The following is a 14,294-nucleotide window of genomic DNA, read 5'->3' as shown; positions in this document are numbered from 1 at the left end:
TTTATACTTTCATGATTTCAGCTTCTTTAACAGCTAAAAGTTCATCTATTTTCTTGATAAATGAATCGGTCAGTTTCTGAACATCTTCTTCAGCTTTTTTGCAAATATCTTCTGCAGTTCCGTCTTTTTCTTCTTTTTTGATATCAGAATTAGCATCTTTTCTGTGGTTTCTGATACCAATTTTTGCATCTTCAGCTTCAGATTTTGCTTGTTTTACCAAGTCGCGTCTTCTTTCTTCAGTTAATGCTGGAATATTGATGATAATGTTATCACCATTGTTCATTGGGTTTAACCCTAAATTAGCAATCATAATTGCTTTTTCAATAGGATGTAACATGTTTTTTTCCCAAGGCGTTACCGTTAGGGTACGAGCATCAGGAGCATTAATGTTAGCAACTTGCGACAATGGTGTTTGAGAACCATAATAATCTACAAAAACACCACCTAACATTTGAGGTGAAGCTTTTCCAGCTCTAATGTTTAAAAATTCTTTTTCTAAATGCGCAACAGAACCTACCATAGCTTCTTTTGCACTGTCTAAAATAAAGTTAATTTCTTCTGTCATCTCTCTAAATTTTTACTTTGTACTTCTAGTTTTGTACTTCGTATTTATATTGTTACCGTTGTTCCGATAGTTTCTCCTTCACATACTTTTAATAAGTTACCATCTTTATTCATATCGAATACAATAATAGGCAATTTATTTTCTTGACTCAATGTAAAAGCAGTTGTATCCATTACATTTAATCCTTTTGCTAATACATCTTCAAACGAAATGAAGTCAAATTTTACCGCATCAGCATTTTTTTCTGGGTCAGAAGTGTAAACACCATCTACACGAGTTCCTTTTAAAATTACGTCAGCACCCACTTCAATTCCTCTTAAAACTGCAGCGGTGTCAGTTGTAAAATAAGGATTTCCTGTTCCTGCACCAAAAATTACAATTCTTCCTTTTTCTAAATGACGCGTTGCTCTTCTTTTGATATAAGGTTCGGCAATTGCTTCAATTTTTAAAGCAGTTTGTAAACGCGTTTGCATTCCAGCTTCTTCTAAAGCGCCTTGTAAAGCCATTCCATTGATAACTGTTGCTAACATTCCCATATAATCCCCTTGCACTCTATCCATGCCGTTACTTGCACCAGCTACACCTCTAAAAATGTTTCCACCACCAATAACTATAGCGATTTCTACACCTTTATCGTGAATTTGTTTTATCTCTTCAGCGTACTCAGCCAAGCGTTGTGGGTCAATTCCATATTGTCTATCACCCATTAAAGCTTCACCGCTTAATTTTAGAAGAATTCTTTTGTACTTCATTGTGTTGTATTATTTGTGGTGCAAATATAGTTAAATAGCTTTTTTCTAAAAAAAATGTTTTAACATTTATGTTGCTAAATTTTCAAATGCTTTTTTTGCTTCGTTGTAACCCGTTTCAAAAATTAAATCCATCTTGGCTTTATTGGTTTCAAACGTACTAAATTTAGTCAATTCTTTAGGTTCGATGATTAAATCGCAATGATTAAATTTTTGAAGATTGGAATTAGCCGTCAATAGTTCTAATGCTCTATAAGTAACCGATTTTATGGAATTCAAGTTTTTTGCCTCAATGTTTTGAACTGGACTAACATACACACCAATAATTGAATCACATTTTCCTTGTAACAAATCGGCTGGAAAATGATTTAAAATACCACCATCACTATATAATTTATCCTTAATGACGTAAGGAGAAATCATCCCAGGAACAGCCGTTGAAGCCAAAATCGCATCAACAATTCTGGTTTCGGGACTAAATATTTTCAATTTTCCATTTACCATATCAGTTGCCGTGATGTAAGTTGGAATTTTTAAATCGCTAAGTGTAGTAGTTTCTCCAAAAATCTCTTCAAAATATTTTTTGAATGATTCTGAATCTACAATTCCAGGTTTTTTAAACGTAAAATGCTTCCAATGAAAAAAGTAAATCGACTTGAAAAAATCTAGAATTTCCTCTGGTTTTTTGCCAAAAGCATACATGGTTCCTACAATGGCTCCTGCGCTTGAGCCTGAAATACAAGAAGGTTCAATGCCTTGTTCGGTTAAGAATTTTAAAACTCCAGCATGAGCAATTCCTTTGGAACCGCCACCAGAAAGCGCTAATCCGATTGATTTTGAAGTTAAATCCATATGTAACAATTCTTTCATTTAATTTCCAAAATTAGACTTAAATTTGCCAAATAAAGTTAAGAAGATGATAAATACTATAAAACAAGCATTAGAAAATAGTTTTTCTTTTGCCGATTACAGAAAAAAAGTAACCAGTTTAATTGCTGAAGGGAAATCTACAGGTCACACGCAATCAGAAGATTTATTAAAATATTCCGAACTAAACGAAACCAGAATGAATCGTTTAGAAAAAACTATTGAGGTTACTGAAGAAGTGAAAACTAAACTAAAAAACTTAGATAAAAAGTACATTTGGTTAGTGCTAAGTGAAGGTTGGTGCGGCGATGCGGCTCAAATTGTTCCCGTGATTCATAAAATGGCGGAAGCAACAGATAAGGTGGAATTAAAAATTGCTTTGCGCGATGATAACGATGCTTTAATGCAACATTTTTTAACGAATGGAGGAAAAGCAATTCCTAAATTAATCGTTTTAGATGCTGAAACTTTAGAAGTAGTTTTAGATTGGGGACCAAGACCTCATGGTGCAAAACAATTAATCTTAGATTACAAAGCGGCTCATGGAGTAGTAGATGAAACGGCTAAAATTGAATTGCAAAAATGGTATTTACACGATAAAGGCATTTCGATTCAGAATGAAATTGTGGAAATGCACGAAAATATCTTAGCGTAAAGTTCCAATAATTTTTAACTTATTAGAAGTGGAAATTCCACCAGGGTTACAACCAAGTTGGCCTTCTGGGATTTCCATTTTTAGTTTTTGGTAATAATCTGCCCAAACTTCGAAATATTCATTTGATTTTGGCGATTTGAAAGTCATAGGATACAAATCAAATAATGGTTTTTTGTACGAATGTAAAAACGCATCATAAATTAATTCCGAACAATAATATTTTCCGTTGTCGTATAAATATTCGTCGTCATAAGGAACGCCAACTTGTTGCAATGAGAAAGCAATGGCTTCTGGAATGTATTTGTGGTATTTGTTTTTTAGTCTTCCTACAAACATTGCTTCTGTGGTGTAGGTTTTAAAGGTTTCGTATGGAGTTACTTTCACTGCTTTTCCAGCAGCTTCAATCACGAATATCGAATCGTTTTTGATGTACACCATTCCTAAATGACTAAAATCTTTTCCTTGATAACCTTCGGTAACTTCGTTAATGGCTTCGCAAAGTGGCCCGCAATTCATCGATTGAAATAAAATATCGCCTGTTTTTAGTTTTACATTTTGAGAAAAACTAAATTGGAATAAAAGAAATAATAGAAGGAATGTTTTATTTTTCATCTTCATGCAATTGTGCAAAATCATCAGGAGTAATCGCATTCTCAACTGAATAATCACCAATTTTTGTTCTACGAAGCGCTGTTAAATGTCCGCCAGATTGTAACGCTAATCCAAAGTCAAAAGCTAACGAACGAATGTATGTTCCTTTGCTACATTTAACTCTAAAATCTACTTCTGGTAATTGAATTCTCGTGATCTCAAATTCGTAAATCGTAGTTTTTCTAGATTGAATTTCCACTTCCTCACCTGCGCGAGCGTGCTCATACAAACGTTTTCCATCTTTTTTAATAGCAGAAAAAACAGGTGGTTTCTGGTCGATTTCACCAATAAACTGTTTTGTAGTTTCTAAAATTAAGGCTTCTGTAATGTGTTCAGTTGGAAAAGTAGCGTCAATTTCGGTTTCTAAATCGTATGATGGAGTAGTAGCGCCAACCACAATAGTTCCAGTATATTCTTTAGCTTGTGCCTGAATTTCAGTAATACTTTTGGTGAATTTCCCTGTACAAATAATTAATAAACCAGTTGCTAACGGATCTAATGTTCCGGCGTGACCGATTTTAAATTTCTTTGGTAAATCGTATTTGCGTTTTAAAATGTATTTCAATTTATTAACCGCTTGAAAGGAAGACCATTTCAAGGGTTTGTCGATTAAAAGGACTTTTCCTGCTAAAATTTCTTCGGCATTCATTAGATAATAGTTAATTTTTGTACGAAGAAATGAATTAATAAGATTGCAACTCCGGCAACAATTCGGTAATAACCAAAAATTTTAAATCCGTGTTTGGTTAAAAATCCGATGAATGATTTGATAGCAATTAGGGCTACAATAAATCCGACTACATTTCCAATAATTAATAAATTAATTTGATCGTCAGAAAGCACAAAGCCATCTTTATAATAATCGTATGATTTTTTCAAAGTTGCTCCTAACATGGTTGGAATCGCTAAGAAAAACGAAAATTCAGCTGCTGTTGTTCGCGATAATTTTTGTGTCATTCCACCAACGATGCTAGCGCCACTTCTAGAAACACCAGGAATCATAGCTAAACATTGGAACAAACCAATTTTAAAAGCGGTTAAATAGGAAATTTCGGTTCCTTCTGAATTGCCAAACCATTCGTCGACTTTCAATAATAAAAATCCACCAATGATTAACGAAATAGCTACTGTGATAGGATTCTCTAATAGGCTGTCTATAAAATCACCAAGCAATAATCCGAAAATTACGGCTGGAATAAAAGCAACGAATAATTTGAAGTAAAAATCAAGTGATTGAAAAAAGCGTTTGAAATACAGCACAATTACAGAAAGTATCGTTCCTAATTGAATAACAATCGTAAAAAGTTTAGTAAAATCGTCTTGTGCAATGCCAAAAAAAGACGAAGCAATAATCATATGACCCGTTGATGACACAGGTAAAAATTCGGTTATTCCTTCAATAATGGCAAGAATAATGGCTTGTAAAACATCCATAAAGTATTACTTCTTCGGATTTTTTAAAATCGAATAAATCGTAATTCCGAATCCAATTAAAACTACGGTTGGAGCCAAACGAATTCTTCTGAAACTGAATAATTCTTCACCATTGAAAACGTTAGGATCTTCGCTTCCGCCACCGCTCATTAAAATGAATCCAAGTCCAATTACAGCTAATCCAATTAAAAGAATTTTATAATTTACTTTATCAAAAAGAAATTCGGGTTTGTTGTTATTTTCCATTTTTATGTTTTTTTAAATCCACTGAACACTATAAACTGAACACTGAATACTAATATAAATCATCTGTTTTTAAATTCAAGAAACGTTGTGTAGCAAAGAATGTACTAATTGAAGTAATGATAATTCCAACAACTAACACTCCGAAAATTACTATTGCAATAGAAACGTAATCTTTTGCAATGCCTAAACTAGGGAATAAGCTGTCAACATAAAATACTAAAAATAGTAAAGCAATAATTGCTAATCCAGAACCAATTAATCCTAATTTAATACTTCTCCAAATAAATGGTTTTCTGATGAACGATTTTGTAGCTCCTACCATTTGCATGGTTTTGATAGTAAAACGGTGCGAATAAACAGAAAGACGTAACGAACTGTTGATTAATAACATCGCAACAACAGTTAAGATGGCACTGATGATTAAAATCCAAAAACTGATTTTAGTTACGTTTTTGTTTACCATATCTACTAATTCTTTATCGTAAATAATTTCTGTAACCATTTCGTTTTTACGAATATTGCGTTCAATTTTTTGGATGCTATCTGCAATTACATAATCTCCTTTTAAATGGATGTCAAATGAATTCTGTAAAGGATTGAAACCTAGGAATTCCATAAAATCTTCACCTACAATATCTACGTTGTTTTTAGCAGCGCTGTCTTTGTGAACAAACGCATAGTCTTTAATGAATTTTGCGTTTTTCAATTCGGTGTCAAATGCACTAATCATAGTGTCATTAGCATCGTTATTAAAGAAAACGGTCATTGGAATATTTTCTTTAAAATCATTTGTTATCTTTTTTGAATTGATTACAAAAAGTCCTAAAGCTCCTAAAAGAAACAATACTAAAAAGATACTTAAAACTACCGAAAAGTAAGACGATATTAAACGTCGCTTGTTGTAATTTTCAAAAGATGATGCCATAAAATTCTATTTAAGCCGTAAAAATAGTAAAGAAATTTTGTTTACATAGAATATAACAACAAAGTTTTAACTTTAGTATTTATTATCTGTAAATTTGAAGCTTTAAATTCATAAAAATGACATTAAAATTTAAGTTTTCGGCACTTTTATTCTTTTTTGCACTAAGCTTAACGGCACAAGAAAATATTTTTCCTTATCGAGAAGGTAATTTATGGGGTTTATGTGATGAAAAAGCAACGGTTTTGATAGCTCCAAAATACGATGCCATAAAAAAAGAAAGAGGTAAAGGCGCTACTTTTTTTCAAGCTTCTTTAGGAAATAATTCGGGAGTTTACATAGGTTCAAAAAATGTAATTCCAGTAGAATTTCAAGATTTACGTTATGTCTCAAATAATTTAATAATTGCCGTAAAAAAAGGAGCTGATAAAAAAGAAATTAACTATTTATACAACACAAAAGGAGAATTACTAATTAATCAACCGCTTTCTTTTTTAAAAGGAATCAAAGGGAATGACAATCGTTATGATAGTAGTTTTATAATTGGTTTTTATATAAAGGATTTAGAAGGAAAAGAGTCATTAGTAAATCTAGATTACTACAATGAGAACAAATTAAGTTATGTGTTAAAAGATGTTTTTTCGATAGAATTAGATAATAAAAAGTCGAAAGAAGAATTAGCAATTGCCTACGTAAAACAAACCGCAACTAGTGCTGTTGAAACTAAATATTTTAGAGTAGAAGGAAGTCAAATCATTCTTTTAGATGCTAAAAAAGACAGTCAGTATATTCAAGAAAATACGGGAGTAAAAAAGAAAAAAGACAGCTACAATGGGTATGACAATAATGTAGCGGTTCCCAATATGGATAGCGATATGGTAGCGGAAGTAGAAGAGCCAAGAGGTTATTCAGGAACTGGTTCAGGAAGTGGAGATGGGCCAGGAAGAGGAAATACTACCAGAAAAAAGCCAAAAGGATCTTCTTATTACAAATATGCTTTAATAGAAAATAAAATTGAAGTTGAGGTTTCAAACAATGTTACCAAAAGTAAAAAGACCGTAAAATTCACAGTTAAAGCTGATAAAATTGAAGTTTTCAAAACGAATGGTGTTCTTACAGATGATAAATCAAATGCTGATACTATACAAACATATTTTAATTACGTCATTTACCAAAAGAAAAATAAATTTGGTTTAGTTTATCAATTTCCATTTCAAAAAAGTGTTGAATATGATTTCCTAGAGCCTATGAAATCTGAAAGAAAATATGATCCAAGCGGTAAAAATTATTTCAAAGTTGGGATGTTGGATAAAAAAACCAAAATCATGAAATATGGCATTATCGATGTCAATCATACTTTTATCTTGCCTGCTGAATATGATGATATCAAAATGGGATACTCCATAACATCATCATTTAAAGAGCAAGTGTTTTTAGTAAAGAAAAATAACTTGTTTGGATTGGTTACCGAAAACAAAGAGTTCAAATTACCTCTCGAGTTTGATGACATTAGATTCAATCCAGAAAATCAAAGTTTCTTGAGAGTAAAAAAAGGAAACCAGCATTCGGCTTACATTAGTTATTACAGTAATTCAGATTATGTGTTGACATTACTTCCTTTGTATTATCCGTATCCTGTTAGAGAAATTAAATACACCATTAGTAGTGGCAAAAAAGGAATTTCCTTATTGGAAGCAATAGAATATATCGCTTTAGAAGACGAAAATGGAAACTTCAAAGGTTACGCTAATCCAAACGGAACACTATATTTTAAAGATTAGTTTTATAAAAGTTTTATAAAGCGTAAATTTGCACCGATTTTTAAGCGTTAAATGATTTAAAAAGAAATTCTTTTAAACATTTAAACTTTAAACATTTAAACAAACTCATGAAATACCACCACGAAAAAATCGAAGCCAAATGGCAACAATATTGGGCAGAAAACCAAACTTTTGCTGCATCAAATAATAGCGAAAAACCAAAATACTATGTATTAGACATGTTTCCTTATCCTTCTGGAGCGGGTTTGCACGTTGGGCATCCGCTGGGTTACATTGCTTCTGATATTGTCGCAAGATATAAAAGACATCAAGGTTTTAATGTATTGCATCCGCAAGGGTACGATTCATTTGGTTTGCCGGCCGAACAATATGCGATTCAAACGGGACAACATCCAGCAGATACGACTCGTATGAATATCGAAGGTGGTGTGGATAAATCAGGGAACACCATTCAAGGCTACAGAAATCAGTTGGATAGAATTGGTTTTTCGTTTGATTGGAGTCGTGAAGTGCGAACTTCGAATCCAGATTATTACAAGCATACACAGTGGATTTTCATTCAATTATTCGAATCTTGGTACAATAAAAATTCGGATAAAGCGGAAAGCATTTGTACGTTAATTCAAGAATTTGAAAAGAACGGAAATGCGAATGTGAATGCGGTTTGCGATGATAATATTGCACCATTTTCAGCAGAAGATTGGAAATCATTCTCCTCAGAACAACAACAAAAAATTCTTTTACAATACAGATTAACGTATTTAGCAGAAACCGAAGTAAACTGGTGCGCGGCTTTAGGAACCGTTTTAGCGAATGACGAAATTGTAAACGGCGTTTCAGAACGTGGTGGACATCCAGTTGTTCGCAAGAAAATGACACAATGGTCAATGCGAATTTCTGCTTACGCGGAAAGATTATTACAAGGTTTAAACGAAATCGATTGGAGTGAATCTATTAAAGAATCGCAAAGAAACTGGATTGGAAAATCGGTTGGAGCGATGGTTTCATTCAAAGTCATTGCGAGCGAAGCGAAGCAATCTATTGAAGTTTTCACAACTCGTCCTGATACCATTTTCGGAGTTACCTTTATGACTTTAGCTCCAGAACACGAATTAGTTTCACAAATCACCACTCCAGAACAAAAAGCAGCCGTTGAAGCGTATGTAGAAGCAACTGCAAAACGTTCAGAACGTGAAAGAATGGCAGATGTTAAAACCATTTCAGGTGTTTTCACAGGTGCTTATGCCGAACATCCTTTCACAAAAGAACCAATTCCAGTTTGGATTGGCGATTATGTATTAGCTGGTTACGGAACTGGAGCTGTTATGGCCGTTCCTTGTGGTGACGAACGTGATTATGCTTTCGCGAATTTCTTCAAAGGAACTAACGGAATGCCTGCAATTAAAAACATTTTCAATCAAGATATTTCAGAAGCAGCTTACGGAGAAAAAGGTGGTTTCGAATTAGTAAATTCTGATTTCTTAAACGGATTAGATTACAAATCGGGAACGAAGAAAATCATTGAAGAATTAGAAAAAATCGGAGCAGGAAATGCCAAAGTAAATTACCGTTTACGTGATGCTGTTTTCTCTCGCCAAAGATATTGGGGTGAACCTTTTCCAGTGTATTACGTGAATGGTTTACCACAAATGATTGACAAAAAACACTTGCCAATCGTTTTACCAGAAGTAGAAAAATATTTACCAACCGAAGACGGACAACCACCATTAGGTAACGCGCCAGTTTGGGCTTGGGACTCTGAAAACAATGCAGTAGTTAACAATGATTTAATTGATAACACAAAAGTTTTCCCATTAGAATTGAACACGATGCCAGGTTGGGCGGGTTCTTCATGGTATTGGATGCGTTACATGGATGCGCACAATACAGAAGAGTTTGCTAACGAAGAAGCTATTAAATATTGGGAAAGCGTAGATTTATACATTGGTGGAAGCGAGCACGCAACCGGACATTTATTGTACTCTCGTTTTTGGAATAAATTCTTAAAAGACAGAGGTTACGCACCAACAGAAGAACCATTCAAAAAACTGATTAATCAGGGAATGATTTTGGGAATGAGTGCTTTTGTTTACAGAAGTGAAGATTCTAAAACTTTATATTCTAAAGGATTAATTAAAGATAAAAACGTTCATCCAATCCATGTTGATTTATCAGTAATCAATGATATTACGAATGAATTGGATATAGAAAAATTTAAAAATCATCCTTTATACTCTGATTATGCAAATGCAGAATTCATTTTAGAAGATGGAAAATACATTGTTGGTCGTGAAGTAGAAAAAATGTCGAAATCGAAATACAATGTGGTTTCTCCAGATGATATTTGTGAAGAATATGGTGCTGATACTTTACGTTTATATGAAATGTTCTTAGGTCCATTAGAGCAATCTAAACCTTGGAACACAGCAGGAATTACAGGTGTTTCTGGTTTCTTGAAAAAACTTTGGAGATTATACTTTGATGATAACGGTTCTGTAATTGTAAATGATGAACCAACGGCAGAAATGTACAAATCGTTACATAAAACCATCAAAAAAGTTACAGAAGATATTGAGAATTTCTCATTCAACACCTCGGTTTCTCAGTTTATGATTTGCGTGAACGAATTGCAACAATTAAAATGCAATCACCGTGCGATTTTAGAACCATTAGCTATTTTAGTTTCACCTTATGCACCACATATTGCAGAAGAATTATGGAGCGCTTTAGGTCACGAAGGTTCAATTGCAACCGTTGCTTTTCCAAAATTTGAAGCCAAATATTTAGTTGAATCTGAAAAAGAATATCCAGTTTCATTCAATGGAAAAATGCGTTTCACTATTAAGTTGCCTTTAGATTTAACTGCAGCTCAAATCGAAGAAATCGTAATGGCTGATGAAAGAACGCAAGCGCAATTACAAGGTAGAACACCAAACAAAGTCATTATCGTTCCTGGTAAGATTATTAATTTGGTTGGATAATATAAATTTCAAATAATAATACTTAAAATCCCAAATCTAAAAGTTTGGGATTTTTTTGTAACATTTTTCATTTTTTGCGTATAATAGATAAACTAAAACTATAAAAATGGAAAAGAGAAACATTGGGAAACTAATTGCTGGAGTTGTGGTCATTGGGTTTGTGTTTATTGCCGCTTTAATGTTTGGATTGCCAAGATATAATGTGTGGCAACAAGAAATGGCAGGAAAAGCAGAAATGGCAAAAGCGGAACAAAATCGTAGAATTTTAGTAGAAGAAGCTAAAGCCAAATTAGAAGCCGAAAAATTAAACGCACAAGCCGAAATTGAACGTGCAAAAGGAATGGCAGAAGCCATGAAATTAGAAAATGGAACGTTAAGCGAAACCTACAACCAATATTTATTCATTAGAACCTTAGAGAAATTAGCCGATAAAGGCGATTTACCACAAATCATCTACGTGCCAACTAACGGAATGGTTCCAGTGATGGATGTTTCGAAAAAATCTCCAGTAAAACAAATGCAAGAGTAATTGTTTTTAGAATTATTTAACTAATGTCAAATTGTCATTTTGTAACTTTGGCTTGTAATTTGTTATTGATTTTAGTAAATTTAGAAATTAAAATATAAAAGATATGTTAGGATATTATATTATGATTGGAGCAATTGCTCTTTTCAGTTGGTTAGTAAGTAGAAAATTAAAAAGCAAGTTTGCGTATTATTCAAAAGTCACTTTGCGTAACGGAATGAGTGGTGCCGAAATTGCAGAAAAAATGCTGCAAGACCACGGAATTACTGATGTAAAAGTAATTTCAACACCTGGTCAATTAACCGATCATTACAACCCAGCAAACAAAACAGTTAACTTGTCAGAAGCAGTTTACAATCAAAGAAATGCAGCGGCAGCAGCAGTTGCAGCTCACGAGGTTGGTCACGCGGTGCAACATGCGCACGCGTATCAATGGTTAACGATGCGTTCTAAAATGGTGCCTGTAGTGAACATTTCGTCAAATATGTCACAATGGTTAATTATGGGAGGTTTGATTTTAGGTTTTGCTTCAAAATCAAGTATAGGTTTTTACGTAGCAGTTGCAGGTTTGATTTTAATGGCAATTGCAACTACTTTTAGTTTTGTAACACTTCCAGTAGAATACGATGCTAGTAACAGAGCTTTGGCTTGGTTAAAAAATAAAAACATGGTTAGCCAACAAGAATATGCTGGTGCCGAAGATTCATTAAAATGGGCAGCAAGAACTTATGTGGTAGCTGCTTTAGGAGCTTTAGCTTCCTTATTATATTGGGCTTTCCAGATTTTAGGTTCGAGAGACTAAAAGAATATTTTATAAAATCAAAATCCGTCAGACGTAAGTTTGACGGATTTTTTATTTTGTACTTATAATTGAATTTGTCTTTCTATCTGCTGTTCCAAAGAAATATAGGTTTCCGTTCGTGAAACACCTTCAATAGGTTGGATTTTTTTGTTAAGTAATTGCATCAAATGTTCGTTATCTCTACAAATTAGTTTGATTAAAATACTCCAATTTCCCGTTGTATAATGACATTCTAAAACTTCTGGAATCTTCTTTAATTCTTTTACCACTTCAGGATTACTTGAAGCTTTTTCTAAATAAATTCCAATGAAAGCCATTGTGCTATAGCCTAAAACTTTCGTATCCACAATAAATTTTGAACCCGAAATCACTCCAGCTTGTTCTAATTTACGCAAACGTTGATGAATCGCAGCGCCCGAAATTCCAATTTTATTAGCAATTTGTAAAATAGGTTTACGAGCGTCGTCCATTAAATCGCGAAGGATTTCTTTGTCGATTCCATCGATTTCAATTTGTAAGTGATTTATCTTCATACTGAGTTGATTTGAAAGTAAAAATACAAAATCGATTTCAATTGAAATAAAAAAATCCGAAACCAATTACGATTTCGGATTTTTAAAATTTTGGATTGAGGATTAATTTGTCACATTCAATGGATTGTAACCTAAATAAGGCACTTCCATTTCTTTGAAAATTACTCCGTAATCTTCTAATTCTTTTAATATAGGATTGTACACTTCTTTTGTAATTGGTAATTGAACGCCAGGAGTTGTAATTTCTTTGTTTAAGATTTTTAATGTAGCAATAGCGACAGGTAATCCAACTGTTTTTGCCATTGAAGTATAGGTTTGATCATCACCAATACAAACCATAGTAGCATCAATTTGTTTTTTCTCGCCGTTTAATTCGTAACCAAATTTATGATACATGACAATCATGTCTTTGTCATTTGGTTCTAACGCCCATTTTTCGGCTAATATCTTTTCTAAAATTTGAGCTGGAGTTGCTTTAACTAATCCTACTTTTTTGTTTGGATTGAATAAATCGATTTCCACTAATTTGTCCCAAATGATGTCATCTTGATCAATTTTTTGTGCATGACGCAATTTGATTTCAACAGTATCGGTTGGATGATATGGCAAGAATGAATTCGTAAATTCTCTGTACGACATGTCTTCCGAGTTATCAATAGTGTATGAATCATCAGTCATACCTAATTGTACTAAAATGTCCCAAGCTCTTGAATAACCAACTCTTCTGATGGTGCCACGATAACAAGTTAAAGCATCGTCTAAACCGTAAACGCTTCTGTATTTTAAAGAATCTCTGTTAGCATATGCTTCAAATCTTCCGTAACCTTCAACTTCTAAAAACTCAGTTCTTCTAAATAATTTTGAATACGGAATGTATTTGTATTTTCCTTCTTGAATGAATTTTGCAGCCCCACCTTGTCCCGCTAATACCACATTTCTTGGATTCCAAGTAAATTTATAATTCCATAAATTGGTGTCGCTTTCAGGAGCAACTAATCCACCACAGAATGATTCAAATAAAATGATGTTTCCACCTTTTTCACGAATTTCGTCCAATACTTTCATGGCACTCATGTGGTCAATTCCTGGGTCAAGCCCAATTTCGTTCATGAAAACCAAGCCATTTTCTTTAGCAGCAGTATCTAATTCTTGCATCGCTGGGCTGATATAAGAAGCTGTAACCATATGTTTTTTGTAGGTAATACAATCTTTAGCTACTTCTAAATGTAAATGTGCAGGCAACATCGACACTACGACATCCGCTTTTTGAATTTCTTCTTTTCGTTGCGCCTCATTAAAAATGTCAAAAGTAATGGCTCTGGCATTTTTGTGATTGTTGGTTTTTTGTTTGGCCAATTCTTCCGACAAGTCACCAATAGTAACATGAAGATTTTGTGCTTCGGAATGGTCTAATAAATATTTTATAAGAGAAGAAGCAGAACGACCCGCTCCAATGACTAAAATATGTCTCATTTTTTGGAATTCTAAAAATATCACACGAAGATAGTAAAATGTTATATTTATAAAAACAAATTCTTTATTTATGTCATAATTTAACATAAAAACTTTTGTTATCTTTGGT

Annotated in this window: 15 protein-coding genes; 5 read left to right on the top strand and 10 right to left on the bottom strand. The window is 33.3% G+C overall.

What is annotated here, in order from left to right; all coding sequences use genetic code 11:
• Position 1 precedes the first annotated feature (1 nt).
• The 3 genes from frr to C8D80_RS06675 all read right to left on the bottom strand — a co-directional run bounded on the left by frr (position 2) and on the right by C8D80_RS06675 (position 2,184).
• Positions 2 to 565 carry a ribosome recycling factor gene (gene frr / locus C8D80_RS06685; protein WP_133608651.1) on the bottom strand — a complete coding sequence of 188 codons (564 nt, stop codon included), beginning with the start codon at positions 563 to 565 and terminating at the stop codon, positions 2 to 4.
• A gap of 44 nt (positions 566 to 609) precedes the next feature.
• Positions 610 to 1,317 carry a UMP kinase gene (pyrH, locus tag C8D80_RS06680; protein ID WP_133608649.1) on the bottom strand — a complete coding sequence of 236 codons (708 nt, stop codon included), beginning with the start codon at positions 1,315 to 1,317 and terminating at the stop codon, positions 610 to 612.
• Positions 1,318 to 1,383: 66 nt separating this feature from the next.
• The gene (locus C8D80_RS06675; protein ID WP_242004811.1) at positions 1,384 to 2,184 is read right to left on the bottom strand and encodes a patatin-like phospholipase family protein; all 801 of its coding nucleotides are present in this window, start codon (positions 2,182 to 2,184) and stop codon (positions 1,384 to 1,386) included.
• A gap of 46 nt (positions 2,185 to 2,230) precedes the next feature.
• Between C8D80_RS06675 and C8D80_RS06670 the strand changes: the two genes are divergently transcribed.
• Positions 2,231 to 2,836, top strand: coding sequence for a thioredoxin family protein (locus tag C8D80_RS06670; RefSeq protein WP_133608647.1), 606 nt, complete (start codon positions 2,231 to 2,233; stop codon positions 2,834 to 2,836).
• Here the strand turns inward: C8D80_RS06670 and C8D80_RS06665 are convergent.
• The 5 genes from C8D80_RS06665 to C8D80_RS06645 are packed head-to-tail and all read right to left on the bottom strand — an operon-like array spanning position 2,828 to position 6,092.
• Entirely contained in the window at positions 2,828 to 3,448 is a 621-nt protein-coding gene (locus C8D80_RS06665; RefSeq protein ID WP_133608645.1) for a YiiX/YebB-like N1pC/P60 family cysteine hydrolase, read from the bottom strand. The two genes, C8D80_RS06670 and C8D80_RS06665, sit on opposite strands and share 9 nt — an antisense overlap.
• The gene (gene truB / locus C8D80_RS06660) at positions 3,438 to 4,136 is read right to left on the bottom strand and encodes a tRNA pseudouridine(55) synthase TruB (protein WP_133608642.1); all 699 of its coding nucleotides are present in this window, start codon (positions 4,134 to 4,136) and stop codon (positions 3,438 to 3,440) included. Before truB ends, C8D80_RS06665 begins: the two co-directional genes overlap by 11 nt.
• Positions 4,136 to 4,921 (bottom strand): undecaprenyl-diphosphate phosphatase, encoded by a 786-nt coding sequence (locus C8D80_RS06655; RefSeq protein ID WP_133608640.1) that lies wholly within the window; start codon positions 4,919 to 4,921, stop codon positions 4,136 to 4,138. The genes truB and C8D80_RS06655 overlap by 1 nt, the downstream gene beginning before the upstream one ends.
• A 6-nt stretch (positions 4,922 to 4,927) precedes the next feature.
• Complete coding sequence (locus C8D80_RS06650; protein ID WP_133608638.1) at positions 4,928 to 5,167, bottom strand: DUF3098 domain-containing protein; 240 nt, start codon at positions 5,165 to 5,167, stop codon at positions 4,928 to 4,930.
• A gap of 49 nt (positions 5,168 to 5,216) precedes the next feature.
• Positions 5,217 to 6,092, bottom strand: coding sequence for a cell division protein FtsX (locus C8D80_RS06645; RefSeq protein ID WP_133608636.1), 876 nt, complete (start codon positions 6,090 to 6,092; stop codon positions 5,217 to 5,219).
• Positions 6,093 to 6,208: 116 nt separating this feature from the next.
• Between C8D80_RS06645 and C8D80_RS06640 the strand changes: the two genes are divergently transcribed.
• The 4 genes from C8D80_RS06640 (at position 6,209) to C8D80_RS06625 (ending at position 12,179) form a co-directional block, all read left to right on the top strand.
• A complete protein-coding gene (locus tag C8D80_RS06640; RefSeq protein WP_133608634.1) occupies positions 6,209 to 7,870 on the top strand; it encodes a WG repeat-containing protein in 1,662 nt (553 codons plus the stop codon).
• Between the two features lie 107 nt (positions 7,871 to 7,977).
• Positions 7,978 to 10,851: a leucine--tRNA ligase gene (gene leuS / locus C8D80_RS06635; RefSeq protein ID WP_133608632.1), complete on the top strand. Its 2,874-nt coding sequence runs from the start codon at positions 7,978 to 7,980 to the stop codon at positions 10,849 to 10,851.
• Positions 10,852 to 10,957: 106 nt separating this feature from the next.
• Entirely contained in the window at positions 10,958 to 11,380 is a 423-nt protein-coding gene (locus C8D80_RS06630) for a flotillin family protein (protein WP_133608630.1), read from the top strand.
• Between the two features lie 103 nt (positions 11,381 to 11,483).
• Positions 11,484 to 12,179 (top strand): zinc metallopeptidase, encoded by a 696-nt coding sequence (locus tag C8D80_RS06625; protein WP_133608628.1) that lies wholly within the window; start codon positions 11,484 to 11,486, stop codon positions 12,177 to 12,179.
• Positions 12,180 to 12,241: 62 nt separating this feature from the next.
• Here the strand turns inward: C8D80_RS06625 and C8D80_RS06620 are convergent, their stop codons facing one another.
• Positions 12,242 to 12,712 carry an Lrp/AsnC family transcriptional regulator gene (locus tag C8D80_RS06620; protein ID WP_133608626.1) on the bottom strand — a complete coding sequence of 157 codons (471 nt, stop codon included), beginning with the start codon at positions 12,710 to 12,712 and terminating at the stop codon, positions 12,242 to 12,244.
• A gap of 102 nt (positions 12,713 to 12,814) precedes the next feature.
• On the bottom strand, positions 12,815 to 14,185 hold the full coding sequence (locus tag C8D80_RS06615) for a saccharopine dehydrogenase family protein (RefSeq protein ID WP_133608624.1): 1,371 nt from the start codon (positions 14,183 to 14,185) through the stop codon (positions 12,815 to 12,817).
• Positions 14,186 to 14,294 lie beyond the last annotated feature (109 nt).

It is taken from the genome of Flavobacterium cheniae (genome assembly GCF_004363695.1).
GTDB classification, from domain to species: domain Bacteria; phylum Bacteroidota; class Bacteroidia; order Flavobacteriales; family Flavobacteriaceae; genus Flavobacterium; species Flavobacterium cheniae.
The sequence above is the reverse complement of the archived record's forward strand: the minus strand, read 5'-3'. Positions and strand labels throughout refer to the sequence as shown.